This is a genomic window from Amycolatopsis sp. w19, assembly GCF_051373225.1.
GTDB classification, from domain to species: Bacteria; Actinomycetota; Actinomycetes; order Mycobacteriales; family Pseudonocardiaceae; genus Amycolatopsis; species Amycolatopsis japonica.
This window is the reverse complement of the sequence record NZ_JBPQFM010000003.1, coordinates 472860-486783: the sequence shown is the minus strand read 5'-3', so window position 1 is coordinate 486783 and position 13924 is coordinate 472860. Positions and strand designations below refer to the sequence as shown.

At 67.3% G+C, this 13924-nt stretch carries 14 protein-coding genes and 1 tRNA gene; 9 read left to right on the top strand and 6 right to left on the bottom strand.

The annotated features are described in order from the left end of the window. Positions 1-2: 2 nt before the first annotated feature. From ACSMFO_RS09995 to ACSMFO_RS09985, 3 genes are all read right to left on the bottom strand, one after another. Positions 3-638: an LppU/SCO3897 family protein gene (locus ACSMFO_RS09995; RefSeq protein ID WP_436458191.1), complete on the bottom strand. Its 636-nt coding sequence runs from the start codon at positions 636-638 to the stop codon at positions 3-5. Positions 639-716: 78 nt separating this feature from the next. Continuing rightward, positions 717-1310, bottom strand: a complete 594-nt coding sequence (locus tag ACSMFO_RS09990) for a TetR/AcrR family transcriptional regulator (protein ID WP_026466989.1) — start codon at positions 1308-1310, stop codon at positions 717-719. A gap of 98 nt (positions 1311-1408) precedes the next feature. Continuing rightward, complete coding sequence (locus ACSMFO_RS09985) at positions 1409-2359, bottom strand: acyl-CoA desaturase (protein ID WP_436458190.1); 951 nt, start codon at positions 2357-2359, stop codon at positions 1409-1411. Positions 2360-2532: 173 nt separating this feature from the next. Between ACSMFO_RS09985 and ACSMFO_RS09980 the strand changes: the two genes are divergently transcribed. The 5 genes from ACSMFO_RS09980 (at position 2533) to ACSMFO_RS09960 (ending at position 7910) form a co-directional block, all read left to right on the top strand. Next, positions 2533-2604 (top strand) — tRNA-Gln (locus ACSMFO_RS09980). A gap of 43 nt (positions 2605-2647) precedes the next feature. After that, positions 2648-4396 (top strand): GGDEF domain-containing protein, encoded by a 1749-nt coding sequence (locus ACSMFO_RS09975; RefSeq protein WP_037340650.1) that lies wholly within the window; start codon positions 2648-2650, stop codon positions 4394-4396. Positions 4397-4440: 44 nt separating this feature from the next. Continuing rightward, on the top strand, positions 4441-5928 hold the full coding sequence (gene glmU, locus ACSMFO_RS09970; RefSeq protein WP_436458188.1) for a bifunctional UDP-N-acetylglucosamine diphosphorylase/glucosamine-1-phosphate N-acetyltransferase GlmU: 1488 nt from the start codon (positions 4441-4443) through the stop codon (positions 5926-5928). After that, entirely contained in the window at positions 5925-6905 is a 981-nt protein-coding gene (locus tag ACSMFO_RS09965) for a ribose-phosphate diphosphokinase (RefSeq protein WP_037340645.1), read from the top strand. The genes glmU and ACSMFO_RS09965 overlap by 4 nt, the downstream gene beginning before the upstream one ends. A 129-nt stretch (positions 6906-7034) precedes the next feature. After that, positions 7035-7910 carry a TIGR03621 family F420-dependent LLM class oxidoreductase gene (locus ACSMFO_RS09960; protein WP_436458186.1) on the top strand — a complete coding sequence of 292 codons (876 nt, stop codon included), beginning with the start codon at positions 7035-7037 and terminating at the stop codon, positions 7908-7910. Here the strand turns inward: ACSMFO_RS09960 and ACSMFO_RS09955 are convergent. Continuing rightward, positions 7904-8521 carry an NAD(P)-dependent oxidoreductase gene (locus ACSMFO_RS09955; RefSeq protein ID WP_038508233.1) on the bottom strand — a complete coding sequence of 206 codons (618 nt, stop codon included), beginning with the start codon at positions 8519-8521 and terminating at the stop codon, positions 7904-7906. The genes ACSMFO_RS09960 and ACSMFO_RS09955 overlap by 7 nt on opposite strands. A gap of 96 nt (positions 8522-8617) precedes the next feature. Further along, a complete protein-coding gene (locus ACSMFO_RS09950; RefSeq protein WP_436458184.1) occupies positions 8618-9739 on the bottom strand; it encodes a hypothetical protein in 1122 nt (373 codons plus the stop codon). 339 nt (positions 9740-10078) lie between these two features. Here ACSMFO_RS09950 and ACSMFO_RS09945 point away from each other — a divergent pair, with 339 nt between their 5' ends. The 4 genes from ACSMFO_RS09945 to ACSMFO_RS09930 all read left to right on the top strand — a co-directional run bounded on the left by ACSMFO_RS09945 (position 10079) and on the right by ACSMFO_RS09930 (position 12139). Then, positions 10079-10684 carry a 50S ribosomal protein L25/general stress protein Ctc gene (locus tag ACSMFO_RS09945; protein ID WP_436458182.1) on the top strand — a complete coding sequence of 202 codons (606 nt, stop codon included), beginning with the start codon at positions 10079-10081 and terminating at the stop codon, positions 10682-10684. Positions 10685-10694: 10 nt separating this feature from the next. Further along, entirely contained in the window at positions 10695-11291 is a 597-nt protein-coding gene (pth, locus tag ACSMFO_RS09940) for an aminoacyl-tRNA hydrolase (protein ID WP_436458180.1), read from the top strand. Between the two features lie 159 nt (positions 11292-11450). Then, positions 11451-11810 carry a DivIVA domain-containing protein gene (locus ACSMFO_RS09935; RefSeq protein ID WP_038508228.1) on the top strand — a complete coding sequence of 120 codons (360 nt, stop codon included), beginning with the start codon at positions 11451-11453 and terminating at the stop codon, positions 11808-11810. Next, a complete protein-coding gene (locus ACSMFO_RS09930) occupies positions 11810-12139 on the top strand; it encodes a DivIVA domain-containing protein (protein WP_436458178.1) in 330 nt (109 codons plus the stop codon). Before ACSMFO_RS09935 ends, ACSMFO_RS09930 begins: the two co-directional genes overlap by 1 nt. 60 nt (positions 12140-12199) lie before the next feature. Here ACSMFO_RS09930 and ACSMFO_RS09925 read toward each other — a convergent pair whose 3' ends face one another. Further along, a complete protein-coding gene (locus ACSMFO_RS09925) occupies positions 12200-13891 on the bottom strand; it encodes a fatty acyl-AMP ligase (RefSeq protein WP_436458176.1) in 1692 nt (563 codons plus the stop codon). Positions 13892-13924: the final 33 nt, after the last annotated feature.

Sequence of the window (13924 nt, the reverse complement as noted above, 5' to 3'; positions counted from 1 at the left end):
GCCTACTTCAGTTCGTCGAGGCACACCACGCGTTCGCGCGGGATCAGACCACCCGCACCCGACGCCCACGTGAGCTTCATGTCGGTCCCCGGCACGGAGGAGCACGTCGTGGTCCCGATGGAGACCTCAGGTTCCCTTTCGATGGCGAGCACCTTGAAATGCGCTCCCGCGCAGTCCACCTTTTCGAGCTTCTTCGCCGCGAAGAGGTCCCCGGCGAAGCAATCCCCGACGGCCGGCAGCCGTGGGCCCGGATTCTTGAGGTTTTCCAGGCAGAGCAGCACGCCGTCGTCAGCCGACTGCCTACCCTGGAAGTAGTACAGGTCAGCGTTGAGGTAGCCGTCGCATTCGGAGCCACCCGAAAGCAGTATCCCGCCTTCCGACTTTCCGCCCTGTTTCCCGACGACCTTGAAGTTCGCTTCCGGCGTCCCGCACTCGACGTTCCTGATACTGTCCGCGTTGTCGACGTTGCCCTTGAGACAGGCGCCGACCTCGGTACGCGACGCCGTCAACGGATTTTCGGCGAAGATCCCGAGCAGGACGATGGCACCGAAGACTCCCATGATGATGACCGGCTTCAGCCACGGTCTCTTCTTCTGCGGCGCCATCTGCCCGACGGCAAGCGCGGAAAAGTTCTCCACGGTGTTCCCCCAGTTTGACGATCTCTTTGGGGGACCTAGCGCTCATCGGCCGGGAAACGTTACTACCGCGCGACGCTCTCAGTGCAGTCGCAACTTGGGCTTGTGCTCCAAATTGGACAGACCGTTCCACGCCAGGTTGACCAGATGCGCGGCGACCTCGTCGCGCTTCGGTTTCCGGGCGTCGAGCCACCACTGCCCGGTGAGCGCCACCATCCCGACGAGCGCCTGCGCGTACAGCGCGGCCAGCTTCTCGTCGTAGCCCCTGGCGGCGAACTGCTGCGCGAGGATGTGCTCGACCTGGCTGGCGATGTCGTTCAGCACCGTCGAGAACGTGCCCGTCGAACTCGCGACCGGCGAATCCCGCACCAGGATGCGGAAGCCGTCGTGCGAGTCTTCGACGTAGGAGAGCAACGCGATCGCCGCCTGCTCCAGCATCACCCTCGGGTGTCCACCGTGGAGGGTGGAGACCATCCGGTCGAGCAGCAGCTGCGTCTCGCGGTCGACGACGACGGCGTAGATGCCTTCTTTTCCGCCGAAGTGCTCGTAAACCACCGGTTTGGAGACGTTCGCGCGGTGCGCGATCTCCTCGATGGACGTTCCTTCGAAACCCTTCTCCGCGAACAGGGCCCTGGCGACGTTGAGCAGCTGCTGCCTGCGCTCGCTCCCCGTCATCCGCACCCGGGCCACCGGAGCGACAGGACGCGCCCCGGTGACCGCTTCACGTTTGGTCCGCCTTCTCCCCGCCATCGCAGAAGACTAACGCGACCTCGCTATTTGCTTTCAGCGGCGATGCGTGCGAGGCGTTGCGGGGTCGGCCAGCGCACGTCGTAGGCCCAGCCGAACTTCTCGAAGATCCAAATCAGACGCGCGGAAAGGTCGATCTGGCCACGCTGCACACCGTGCCGCGCCGAGGTCGGGTCGGCGTGGTGCAGGTTGTGCCACGACTCGCCGAAGGAGAAGATCGCCAGCGGCCAGAAGTTGGCCGATTTGTCGCGGGCGGCGAACGGGCGCTCGCCGATCATGTGACAGACCGAGTTGACCGACCAGGTCACGTGGTGCAGCACGCAGACCCGCACCAGCCCGGCCCAGAAGAACGCGGTCACCGCACCCCAGAACGACCAGGTGATCAGTCCGCCCAGGATCGCGGGCAGCACCAGGGTGAGCAGGCTCCACAGCCAGAACAGGTCGTCGACCTTCTTGATGGCCGGATCCTTCACCAGGTCCGGCGCGAACCGCTCCGCGTTGGTCTGATCGCGGTCGAACAGCCAGCCCATGTGCGCGTGCCAGAACCCCTTGGCGATGGCGACGGGTGTCGTCCCGAACAGCCACGGCGAATGCGGGTCGCCGTCGCGATCGGAGAAGGCGTGATGGCGCCGGTGGTCGGCGACCCAGGTGATCACGGGGCCCTGGACGGCCATACTGCCGGCGATCGCCATCGCGACGCGCAGCCACGGCTTGGCCTTGAACGAGCCGTGCGTGAAGTAGCGGTGATAGGAGACGGTGATCCCGAGGCCGCTGATCGCGTAGAAGACCACGAACAGGCCGACGTCGACCCAGGTCAGTCCCCAGCCCCAGGCGAACGGGACGGCCGCGAGCAGCGCGGCGAGCGGGAAGATGACCCCGAGGTAGACCGAGAGCTGCACGCCACTCGATCGATGTCCTTCGATTACCGGCTTGGGGCCCTTCGCGGGCTTCTGGGAACGGTCCAGGGTAGCCGTCATGCAGTCACTTCTTTTCTATGCGCAACCCTCAGGGCTTCCCTAAGGGTGACCTTACCTACGATGCCGTAAGTTACGGTACAGGAGGTTTCGTCCCCTGTGGAGTGCCCGCGACGGTGAGGCCACCCCCGGGCGCACGTGGACGTCCCCGACATGGCTATCCTGACCAGGATCGATCCGCCGTAGTGTAATCGGCAGCACTTCAGATTTTGGTTCTGACAGTTCAGGTTCGAATCCTGGCGGCGGAGCAGACGAACAGATGACCAGCGGCGTTTTCAACGGTGGGGGTGTGTGCGGCTGACCGAGGACGCGACGACCAGTGGCAGGCGGCCGGCGCTTGCGGAGATGTCCGACGCCTGGCTTTACGGTCGCGCGCGCGAACTCGGGGCGGCCATCCAGCGCGTCAGCTTCGCCGAACAGCTGGACATCGTCACCAGCCTCGACGAACTCCTCGACGAGACGCAGCGCCGCGGCGAACCCCTGCTGGTCGCCCAGCTGCTCCGGTACTCCGCGATGGCCAGGCTGGTCACCCGCGGTCTCGCCGCCGAAGCCGAACCCAGGCTCGACGAGATGCTCGCGCACACCCGGCGGCACGGTCTCGCGCTGATGCGGGCCGACGCGCACGCCATGCGCGGCCGAAGGCTGGTGATCGCCAAACAGGAGGACGCCGCCCTCACCGAGATCGCCAGGGCGCTGGCCATCCTCGACGATTCCGCGGTCCCGGACCGCCAGGTCGGCAGGCGCAACTGGGACCGGATGCTGTCCACGACCCTGGTCGACTGCTGGCTGGTCCTGAACCAGCTGGGCGTCTACGAGGCGGCCGAGGAGGCCATCGCCCGCGCCGCGCAGGCGATCCGCGACAGCGCCAGCCCGCACGAGATCGCGCTCCAGCTGATCAACCGGGTCAAGATGCTGCTGGGCTGGGGCCTGCGCCTCGAACGCATCGAGCGTTACGACGAGGGGGCGGACAAGTTCCGCACCGCGGCGTCGATGGCCCAGGCCGCCGAGGGCCCGTTCACCGAATCGCTGTTTCCGCGCAAGGCCGGGGTGCCCGCGATCGACCAGGTCGGCGTGCTCGCCGCCGCGGCCGCGCTGGCGTCGCCCGATTCGTCGCATATCGAGCGGCTGACCTCGCTGCTGCATCCGGAACTGGTGTTCCCGCACGAACGCGAGATCATCGCCATCGCACTGGCCCGCTGCCTGGACAACGACGGCCGCCGCGAGGACGCGCTGCAGGTGCTCAAAGAGGTCCGCGAGGACAACGAAGAGGGCTCGCTGCCGTCGATGCGGTTGAACCTCGCCCGCGAGCTGGCCAGGCTCGACACCACGCCGGACTACGCGTCCGGGGCGAGCCAGTCGCTGATCGACTACGCGACCATCCTGGAAACGGAGATGTGGTCGCTGCGCGAATCGCAGATCGCCACGCTCAACGCGCGGCGGGAGCACGAGCGGCTCTCCGCCGAGCACGGCGCCATCACCCAGCAGGCGCTGCAGGACCCGCTCACCGGGTTGCCGAACCGGCGCGCGCTCGACGAAAAGCTGCGTTCGCTGGCGTCGTCCGCCGACGCCCAGCCGCTCGCGGTGGCGCTGGTCGACCTCGACGGATTCAAGGACGTGAACGACAAGCAGTCGCACGCCGAAGGTGACAACGTGCTCCGTGTCATCGCGAGCACGCTGCGCGACGCCCTGCGCGGCGACGACGTCGTCGCCCGCTACGGCGGAGACGAGTTCATCGTGCTTCTACCTGGGGCTCCGGCCTCCGCGGCGAAACAGGCGCTGGGTCGTTCTGTGAATGCCGTCGCATCTCTGCCGCACCATCTTTCGCACGGCGTCACCCTCTCTGTCGGCCTTGTCTCGCTCCGCCCGCAGGAACGGGCCGAACAGGTCCTCGCACGCGCCGATGCGGCCATGTACCAGGCGAAACGCGGCGGCGGGAACCAGGTTTCGTCGGTGAATTCGATGGCCATCGATCCGGTGACCGGATGGCCCGGCGAGGATGCTCCGACCGACCCCGCGTGGGACGCCGAGCAGCCCACGTAGGATCAATGCCCGACAACCACCGTTGGTGAAATGTTGGGAGTGCCGTGACCGGCCCGCTGAGCACGTTGATCCTCGCCGCGGGTGAGGGCACCCGCATGCGCTCGTCCACCCCGAAGGTGCTGCACCCGATCGCCGGCCGCCCGTTGGTCGAGCACGCGGTGCGGGCCGCCGCGGGACTGAACCCGGAGCACCTGGTCGTGGTCATCGGCCACGGTCGCGACTCGGTCGGCGCCCGGCTGGCGAACGTCGGCGAGGCGCTCGGCCGCGAGGTCGTCACGGCCGTCCAGGAAGAGCAGAAGGGCACCGGGCACGCCGTCTCGTGCGCGCTCTCGGCGCTGCCCGCGGGGCTGACCGGCACCGTCGTCGTCAGCTACGGCGACGTGCCGCTGCTCGACACCGAAACGCTCGCTTCCCTGGTCGCGGAGCACACCTCCACCGGAAACGCGGTCACCGTGCTGACCGCGGTCGTCGAGAACCCGACCGGCTACGGCCGGATCATCCGCGACGAGAACGGCGTCGTCACCTCGATCGTCGAGCAGAAGGACGCCACCCCCGAACAGCACGAAATCGCCGAAATCAATTCCGGCGTCTACGCCTTCGACGCCTCGGTCCTGGTCGACGGGCTTTCGAAGCTTTCGACCGACAACGCCCAGGGCGAGCTCTACCTCACCGACGTCCTCGGCATCGCCCGCGGCGACGGCAAGGGCGTCGGCGCGCTGGTCATCGACGACCCGTGGGTGACCGAAGGCGTCAACGACCGCGTCCAGCTCTCCGTCCTCGGCGCCGAGCTGAACCGCCGGATCGTCCGCGGCTGGCAGCGGGCGGGTGTCACCGTCGTCGACCCGGCGAGCACTTGGATCGACGCGGGCGTGACCTTGTCGCGCGACGTCGTCATCGAACCCGGCGTCCAGCTGAAGGGCTCGACGTCGATCGGCGAGGGCTCGCAGATCGGGCCGGACAGCACCCTGGAGAACGTCTCCGTCGGCGCGGGCGCGTCGGTGGTGCGGACGCACGGTTCCGATTCGGAACTGGGCGACGGCGTGAAAGTCGGCCCGTTCACCTATCTGCGTCCCGGCTCCAAACTGGGGATCAAGGGCAAACTCGGCGCTTTCGTCGAGACGAAGAACGCCGACATCGGCGCCGGCACGAAGGTCCCGCACCTGACCTACGTCGGCGACGCGACCATCGGCGAGAACAGCAACATCGGGTGTTCCAGCGTCTTCGTCAACTACGACGGCGTGAACAAGCATCACACCACGATCGGCTCCCATGTGCGGCTCGGCGCGGACAACACGTTCGTCGCCCCGGTGACCATCGGCGATGGCGCTTACAGTGGGGCAGGCACCGTGATCAGGCAAGACGTGCCCCCGGGCGCGCTCGCCGTGTCCACCGGGCCGCAGCGCAACATCGAAGACTGGGTGTCCCGGCGCAGGCCGGGCACACCCGCGGCGGAAGCAGCTTCCGCCGCGAAGCAGGACACCACCGCCGTGTCCGATTCAGATAAGGGAAACGACGGGGAGTCGCCAGCATGAGCTCGAAGTCCGGAACACCGAAGAAGAACCTGATGCTGTTCTCCGGGCGCGCGCACCCGGAGCTCGCGGAAGAGGTGGCCAAGCACCTCAACGTGTCGGTCGTCCCGCAGACCGCGCACAACTTCGCCAACGGGGAGATCTTCGTCCGGTTCAACGAATCGGTGCGCGGGACCGACGCGTTCGTGATCCAGAGCCACCCGGCGCCCATCAACGAATGGGTGATGGAGCAGCTGATCATGGTGGACGCCCTCAAGCGCGCGAGCGCCAAGCGGATCACCGTGATCATGCCGTTCTACCCGTACGCGCGGCAGGACAAGAAGCACAAGGGCCGCGAGCCGATCTCCGCGCGCCTGATCGCGGACCTGTTCAAGACCGCCGGCGCCGACCGGATCATGACGGTCGACCTGCACACCGCGCAGATCCAGGGCTTCTTCGACGGTCCCGTCGACCACCTGCTCGCGCAGAACGTGCTGGCCGCGCACATCAACAAGACCTACCAGGACGAGAACATCACCGTCGTCTCGCCGGACTCGGGCCGGGTGCGGCTCGCCGAGAAGTGGGCGGCGCAGCTGGGTGACCGGCCGATCGCCTTCATCCACAAGACCCGCGACCCGGACAAGCCGAACCAGGCCGTCGCCAACCGCGTCGTCGGGAAGGTCCGCGGTCAGCTGTGCGTGCTGATCGACGACATGATCGACACCGGCGGCACGATCGTGAAGGCCACCGAGGCCCTGCTCGACGAAGGCGCGGCCGACGTCGTCATCGCCTCGACCCACGGCATCCTGTCCGACCCCGCCACCGAGCGGCTGTCGAACTGCAAGGCGCGCGAGGTGATCGTCACCAACACGCTGCCGATCCCGGAGGAGAAGCGGTTCCCCGGGCTGACCGTGCTGTCCATCGCGCCGCTGCTGGCGCAGGCGATCCAGCAGGTCTTCGAGGACGGGTCGGTCACGTCCCTCTTCGACGGCAACGCCTGATCCCCGACGAAGCAAGGGACCTTTGCTCTCACTCTCTTTCGGAGAGTGGTAGCAAAGGTCCCTTGCTTCGTTTTCGGCTCCTCGCGAAACGGCGCGCGCCCGGCCTCCCCTCGTGGCTAGGTTTCCGGCATGGGGAAATTCAAGTTCGGCGTGAACCTGTGGGGCGCCGAGAGCCGCGAAAACTGGGTCGCGAAGTGCCGCCGCGTCGAGGCCCTCGGATACGACGTCATCTCCGTGCCGGATCACCTAGGCCCAGGACGGAACTCGCCTTTCCCTGCGCTGACCATGGCCGCCGCCGTGACTCAACGGCCCCGCGTCGGCACTCTCGTCTCCAACGTGCCCTTCTACAACTTCGCGCTCTTCGCGCGCGACGTCGTCACGACGGTGAAGATGACCGGCGATCGGCTGGACCTGGGTCTCGGCTCCGGTCACATGAAATCGGAATTCGACGATGCCGGCCTGCCGTGGATCCCGGCCAAGGAACGTATCGAGTACCTCACCAAGGGCCTTGACCACCTGCGTGAACACTTCGCCGCCGAAGGGATCACGCCCCCTCCGCTGCTCCTCGCGGGCAACAGCGACGGCGTGCTCTCCCTCGCTGCCCGCGAAGCCGACATCGCCGGCTTCGCGGGCCTTCGTCAAGCACCGGGAAAGCCGCCGGGAACCTTCCGGCTCGACGACGCCGAACGCATGGACGAGCGCGTCGCCTTCTTCCGCTCACACACGAACGGCCGGGATCCCGAACTGAACATGCTCGTCCAGCGGGTCGTGGTCACGGACAACCGGCGCGCTGCCGCCGAGTCCTGGCGCGAAGAGCTGAAGGACCAGGACAGCCTCGACGTCGACGCGGTGCTCGAAACGCCCCAATTGCTGTTCGGGACCACCGACGAGATGGTCCGGCAGCTCCAAGAGCGTCGTGAGCGGTACGGCTTCTCCTACATCACGGTGTTCGAGCCGATGCTGGAAACGTTCGCGCCGGTCGTCAAGGAACTGTCCGGTCAGTAAGCGACGCAGAAACGCTGGCGGCGGCGCTCCGGCTTGTCGATCTCGTCGACGAACGCGATCGCGTAGTCGGCGCCGCTGATCTTCGATCCACCGTTCTCGTCGGTCAGGAGCACGTCGCCGCCGAGCCGGAACTCGCCGGTCCGCTCACCCTCGGCCCACGCGCCGAACTCCGCGGCCGGGCTGACGTAGAACCAGTCGACGTCCTCGGGAAGCTTCCGGAACGCCTCCAGCACCTCGGCGTGCGCACCGGCCTCGCCCTTGTACTCGTCCGGGAACTCGGGGGTGTCGATCAGGCGCGGTCCGCCCTCGGCCACCTTCAGGCTGCCGGCCCCACCGACGACGCCGATCCGCGCACCGTTGTCCTTCGCGGCCTGGGCGATCGAGGGCACCGCGTCGAGCAGACCGCTCTGCCCGTGAACCGCGATGACCAGGACGTCCGCGCCCTTGGCGACGTCGGCCAGGAAGGCCTCGTCGTAGAGCGAGCCCGCCTTGGTCCCCTCACCCTCGGCGTTCCTCGACACCGCCAGGACCTCGTGGCCGCGGCCGCGTGCCTCCGCGGTGATCTTTCCGCCCGCGTACCCGGTTCCTCCGAACACAACCAACTTCGCCATCGCGTTTCTCCCTTTTCATCGGCGACCACGCCGATGCTAAGAACGCAAGATCGGCTACTTCAACGTATGCAACGCACCCCGGGGTGAGTGTGCAGGTCAGCCACCCAGCGCGGCGAACTCGGACTTGAGCTTTTCGCGGACGGCATTGACGTCGACCGCCGCCCGGACCTCGCCGCGTGCCGAAGGCTTCGCCTGCACCTGGTAGCTGGCGTTCCGATTCGGCAGCTTGAACTTGACCTCACAGGTCATGCTCGTCGTGGCGCCGGGTGCCGCGTCGGCGTTCGCTGTGCAGCTCTGCGCGCCGAGGGACTGCGCGGTGAAATCGACGGTCAGCGTCAAATGCACGGGCGTCCCGCTCACGCCACCGATGACGGTGTTGGCGACATCGATGGTCGCCCGGCAGTTTCCGACGAAATCCGTGCAGTCCAGCTTGTCGTTGACGACGCTGACACTCACCTGGGCGAGCGCGTCGAACGGCTGCCCGATTCCTCCGATCGCGCCGTCCAGATCGGCCTGGAGCTTTTTGAGCGCGTCCCCGGCGAGCGGTTCGACCAGCATCTCGGCACCGAGTGTTTTACCGCCCGCCGCGGCGACGAGGGAAGGCGCGAAACTGACCACGCGGTGCGGCGCGGCGGTGGTCACGCGCAGTGCTCCGAGCCCGCTCCCGACGTCGTAGACCTCGGTCCCGTCGGGCAACTTCGACCGGACCGGATCGGTCAGCGGGTCCATCGCCGACACCGCGGTCCTCAGTGTCGACGCGGCCTTGCGCGGGCTGAGCACCTCGACGGCGTTCACCGGCAGATCCGAGCCGTCCGTACGGACCCAGTTGGTGCCGTACTGCTCGCTGTTGCCGAGCCCGTGCGCCTTCCAGTACTCCGGCGTCGCCGAGAGGTACAGCTGTTTGTCGGCGGAGATGATCTGGATCGGCTGACCGTCGACCGGGAGGGCCCCCTGCGCGCTGCCGTTACGAGTGATCCGGAACTGCAATTCGGCGGGTTTACCCGAAGCGTCCTTGATTGTCGACTTGTAGACGACGGCGGGTGCTTGCTCAAGCGCCTTCAACGCGCTCTCGACGGCGCCGCGCTGTTCGGCGCGCCTGTCCACCCGCTGCTGTTCTGCGGGCGAGATCCCCGCCGCCCCGTCGATGGCGACGTCGCAACCCGCCAGGAGGCAGCACAAGGCGGCGATCGCGCCGATCCTCGACCGTCGTGCCGCCATTCCGCCCCCTTTGTCTCGAGTGCGAGGAGATCACACCTTAGAAAAGGGGTCGCGCACCACCGCATCCGCGGGTTCCCGAAGCAGCTGTCACCGACTTGTCACCTGAACGAGCCACCCGGCGGGACCCCGGCACGACCGCTTGGTCTACACTTTCCCGGTCTCGGCGAGGCGGGTTCCGTGAGCACCTGGTGCCCGACGTGATCGACGCGGCGGCTTGAGTGGCCACACGCGGTCGAGCACGCCTGTGGAATTCGCCGCCGAACACCGGAACCGCCCGAACCATCCCCACCTCAGCATGCTTTCGCTGAACATGTTGGTGAATTGAAGGAGTGCTACACCGTGTCCGAGGTAACCCTGTCCGTCGAGCCCCGCACCGAATTCGGCAAGGGTGCCGCGCGTCGCACGCGTCGCGCCGGCAAGATCCCCGCGGTGCTGTACGGGCACGGCTCGGAGCCGCGCCACTACGCCCTTCCCGCCCTTGAGTTCGCCCGCGTCGTGCGTGAGAACGGCAGCAACGCCGTCATCACCCTCGAGCTCGAGGGCAAGAGCGAACTGGCGCTGACGAAGACCATCGTCGTCCACCCGCTGAAGAACTACATCGAGCACGTCGACCTGCTGGTCGTCATCCGCGGCGAGAAGGTCACCGTCGACATCCCCGTCGTCGTCACCGGCACCCCCGGCCCGGGCACCCTGGTCACCACCGACCTCGACGCCATCCAGATCGAGGTCGAGGCGCTGCACATCCCCGAGCAGGTCGAGGTCTCGGTCGAGGGCGTCGTCGCGGGTACCCAGATCAACGCATCGGACGTCATCCTGCCAAAGGGCGCCTCGCTGGTCACCGACCCCGACGCCCTGGTCGTCGCCGTGAACGAGGCGCCGTCCGAGTCCGCGCTCGAGGGCGAAGAGGCCGAGGCTGCGGAGACCCCCGCTGAGGACGCCGAATAAAGTCACCGGTGTGACCGAAGCAGTACTTCCCGGGGCCGGCGAGCAGATCCTGCTCGCCGGCCTCGGCAATCCCGGCCCCCAATACGCGGGCAACAGGCACAACGTCGGCTTCATGGTGCTCGACGAACTTGCCGGCCGCGTCGGCGGCAAGTTCAAAGCGCACAAAAGCGGCGCCGAAATCCTCGAAGGCAGGCTGGCCGGCCAGCGAGTGGTTCTGGCCAAGCCGCGTTCGTACATGAACCTCTCGGGCGGCCCGGTCGTGGGCGCGGCCCGTTTCTACAAGATCCCCCCGGCCGGTGTCGTGGTCGTCCACGACGAGCTGGACGTCGACTTCGGCGCGCTCAAGATGAAGCTGGGCGGCGGCGACAACGGCCACAACGGTCTCCGCTCGATCACCAAGTCCCTGGGCACGAAGGATTACTACCGTGTCCGTTTCGGCGTCGGCAGGCCTCCGGGGCGGCAGGATCCGGCCGATTTCGTGCTGAAAGACTTCTCGACGGTCGAACGCAAAGAGCTCGCTTTCGAGATCGATCGTTGCGCCGACGCCGTTGAAGCGCTTATCAGCGCTGGTCTCGCGGCGGCCCAGAACACCTTCCACGCTGGGTGAATCCGCTCACATGGCGGTGCGTTACAGCTCGTCACTCGAAGGCGTTTCACCACGCCCCTGATCGAGTCGTGGAATAGGGCGGACTCTTCCGGGGAACTCTCAAACCCGTTAGGACGGAATGCGGAGATCGCATTCCCCACCGAAACCGGAGAGAGTTTCATGTCGTTTACGGCCGAAGACATCACCGGCGCCACTTTCCCCAACGCCCCGATCGGGCGGCGCGGATACGCCAAACACGAGGTCGACGCGTTCCTGGAACGGATCGCCGACACGATCTCGGACCGGGACGACCTGACGGCCGCCGAGGTCCACCACGTCATGTTCTCGCGTCCGTTGATCGGGAAGCGCGGCTACGACGAACGCGAAGTCGACGATTTCCTCGACAAGGTCGAGGGACAACTCGCCCACCGCACCGGCCAGCACGCACTCCACGTGCCCGGCGCCCGCGAAGAGGACGAAGCCACCGCCGAACGCGCCGTCCCGGACCGCGGTCCCATCGAGACCCTCCGGGAGCGCTAGTGCCCGTCACCGCGTTCGAGGCCAGGACCCGGCAGTTCGACAGGGCGCCGATCGGTGCGCGTGGCTACCACGAACCCGCGGTCGACGCCTTCCTCGAACGGGTAGCGGCGACTCTCGACGGCGACGACGACCTGTCGGTTTCGGACGTCCACAACGTGGCGTTCGCCAAAGCGCCACTCTCGAAACGAGGCTACGACCCGGCAGCCGTCGACGCGTTCCTGCGAGACGTCGAGGGGACGCTGGCCGGGTTGTCCCAGTCCTCCGGCTACTACATAGTACCTGCCCTGGAACACACCCATAACCGCAAGCCACTGTGGCGACGCCGCTGACCAACGGGAGGTGCCGCGAAAGGGCCGGGCCGCGATACCCGCGGACCCGGCCCTTTCGTTTCAGCTGGTCGCCGCGTTCTTGGCGATCTTGTCCGCGAACTGGACGGCGGTCGCGGCCCGCTTCACCTTGCCCGAAGGCGTCTTCGGCAAGCTCCCCGCAGGGAGCACCACAACGGCGAAGGGCCGCATGTCGACGGCGCCGCGCACCTTGGCCGCGACCTCCTTCGCCAGCGCCTTCTCCGTCTCCGGGTCCCCGGCGAGTTTCGATTCGACGACGACCGCGAACCGTTCACGTCGGCTGCCGGCGTCGAGCCGCACGGCCACGGCGTTCCCCGCGCGCACCCCTTCGACCGAGGTCGCCGCCCGTTCGATGTCGGTCGGATACAGGTTCCGGCCGCCCATGATGATGACGTCCTTGCGACGGCCGCAGATCACGATCATGCCGTCGACCAGGTAACCGAGGTCGCCGGTGAGCAGCCAGCCGTCCTCGTCCTGCGTCGCGAGCGGACCTTCCATGGTCAGGTACCCCGGCGTCACGGCTTCGCCGCGCAGTCGGATCTCCCCGACCTCGCGTTCCCCGAGCACGGTTCCCTTGTCGTCGACGATCTCGGCCTCGAGCCCGTCGAGCGGCGGCCCGAGCACGGCGAAGGACCGGACCTCGTCGGTCCCGCGGCGCGAGTCGCTCTCGGGGACCGGCACCGCGCGGTTGTCCGTCTCGAGCGCGTCGGCTTCGACGACGTCCAGCGTCAAGCCGGTGAACAACGGCGCGAACGAAACCGCGAGAGTCGCCTCGGCCATGCCGTACGCCGGGAAGACGCATTCGGCGGGCATTTTGAAGCGCGCCCCGGCATCGACGAACGTCTGCACGGCCGTTTCGTCGATCGGCTCGGCGCCGTTCAACGCGATCCGAAGCTTCGAGAGGTCGTACTCGTTGTCATCCTCGACGCGGGCCATCCGCCTGCCCACGATCGCGTACGCGAAGTTCGGCGCGGCCGTGGTCGTGCCGTTGTACTTGCTGATCAGCCGCGGCCAGATCAACGGTCCCGACAGGAACTCGAGCGGCGTGATCTTGACGAGCTCGACACCGAACGTCATCGGGACCGTCAGGAAGCCGACCATCCCCATGTCGTGGAAGGTGGGCAGCCACGAGACCATCACGTCGACGTCGAAATCGAACTCGGCCCGATCGACCATCGCCTTGACGTTCGAATACAGGTTTCCGTAGGTGATCTGAACGGCCTTCGGGTCGGCCGTCGACCCGCTGGTCAGCTGCAGGAGCGCCGTATCCGATTCGGCCGTCGGCACGGGCTCCGCCAACGGTTCCGCTTCGAGCAGCTCGGTGATGACCTGGAAGGCGATGCCGTGCTCGGTGAGCACCGGCGCCAGCTGGTCGAACGGCTCGCCGAGCAGAACCAGGCCGGAACCGATCATCCGCAGCACACGAACGGTGTCCTCGGCCCATTCCGCGAGGTCGGTGCGCTGCGTCGGCTGGTGCAGCATCGTCACGCTGCCTCCGGCGAGCCAAACCGCCTGAACCGTCGGCGCGATCAGCGACGGCGCCGCCGCCAGGACCGCGACCGCTTTACCGGGCTCCAGCCCGGCCGCCACCAGACCCCCGGCGACCCGCTTGGCCTGCTCGTGAATCTCGGCCCAGGTCCGCCGAACCGGCTCCTTGGGCTCCCCGGTGACCATTCCCCGCTGCTGACCTCGCCCCGCCGCGGTGGCGACGAGCGTGTCCACGAACCGACTCATGCGCGTCACACTACTGTCCGCGCTGGAAGACCC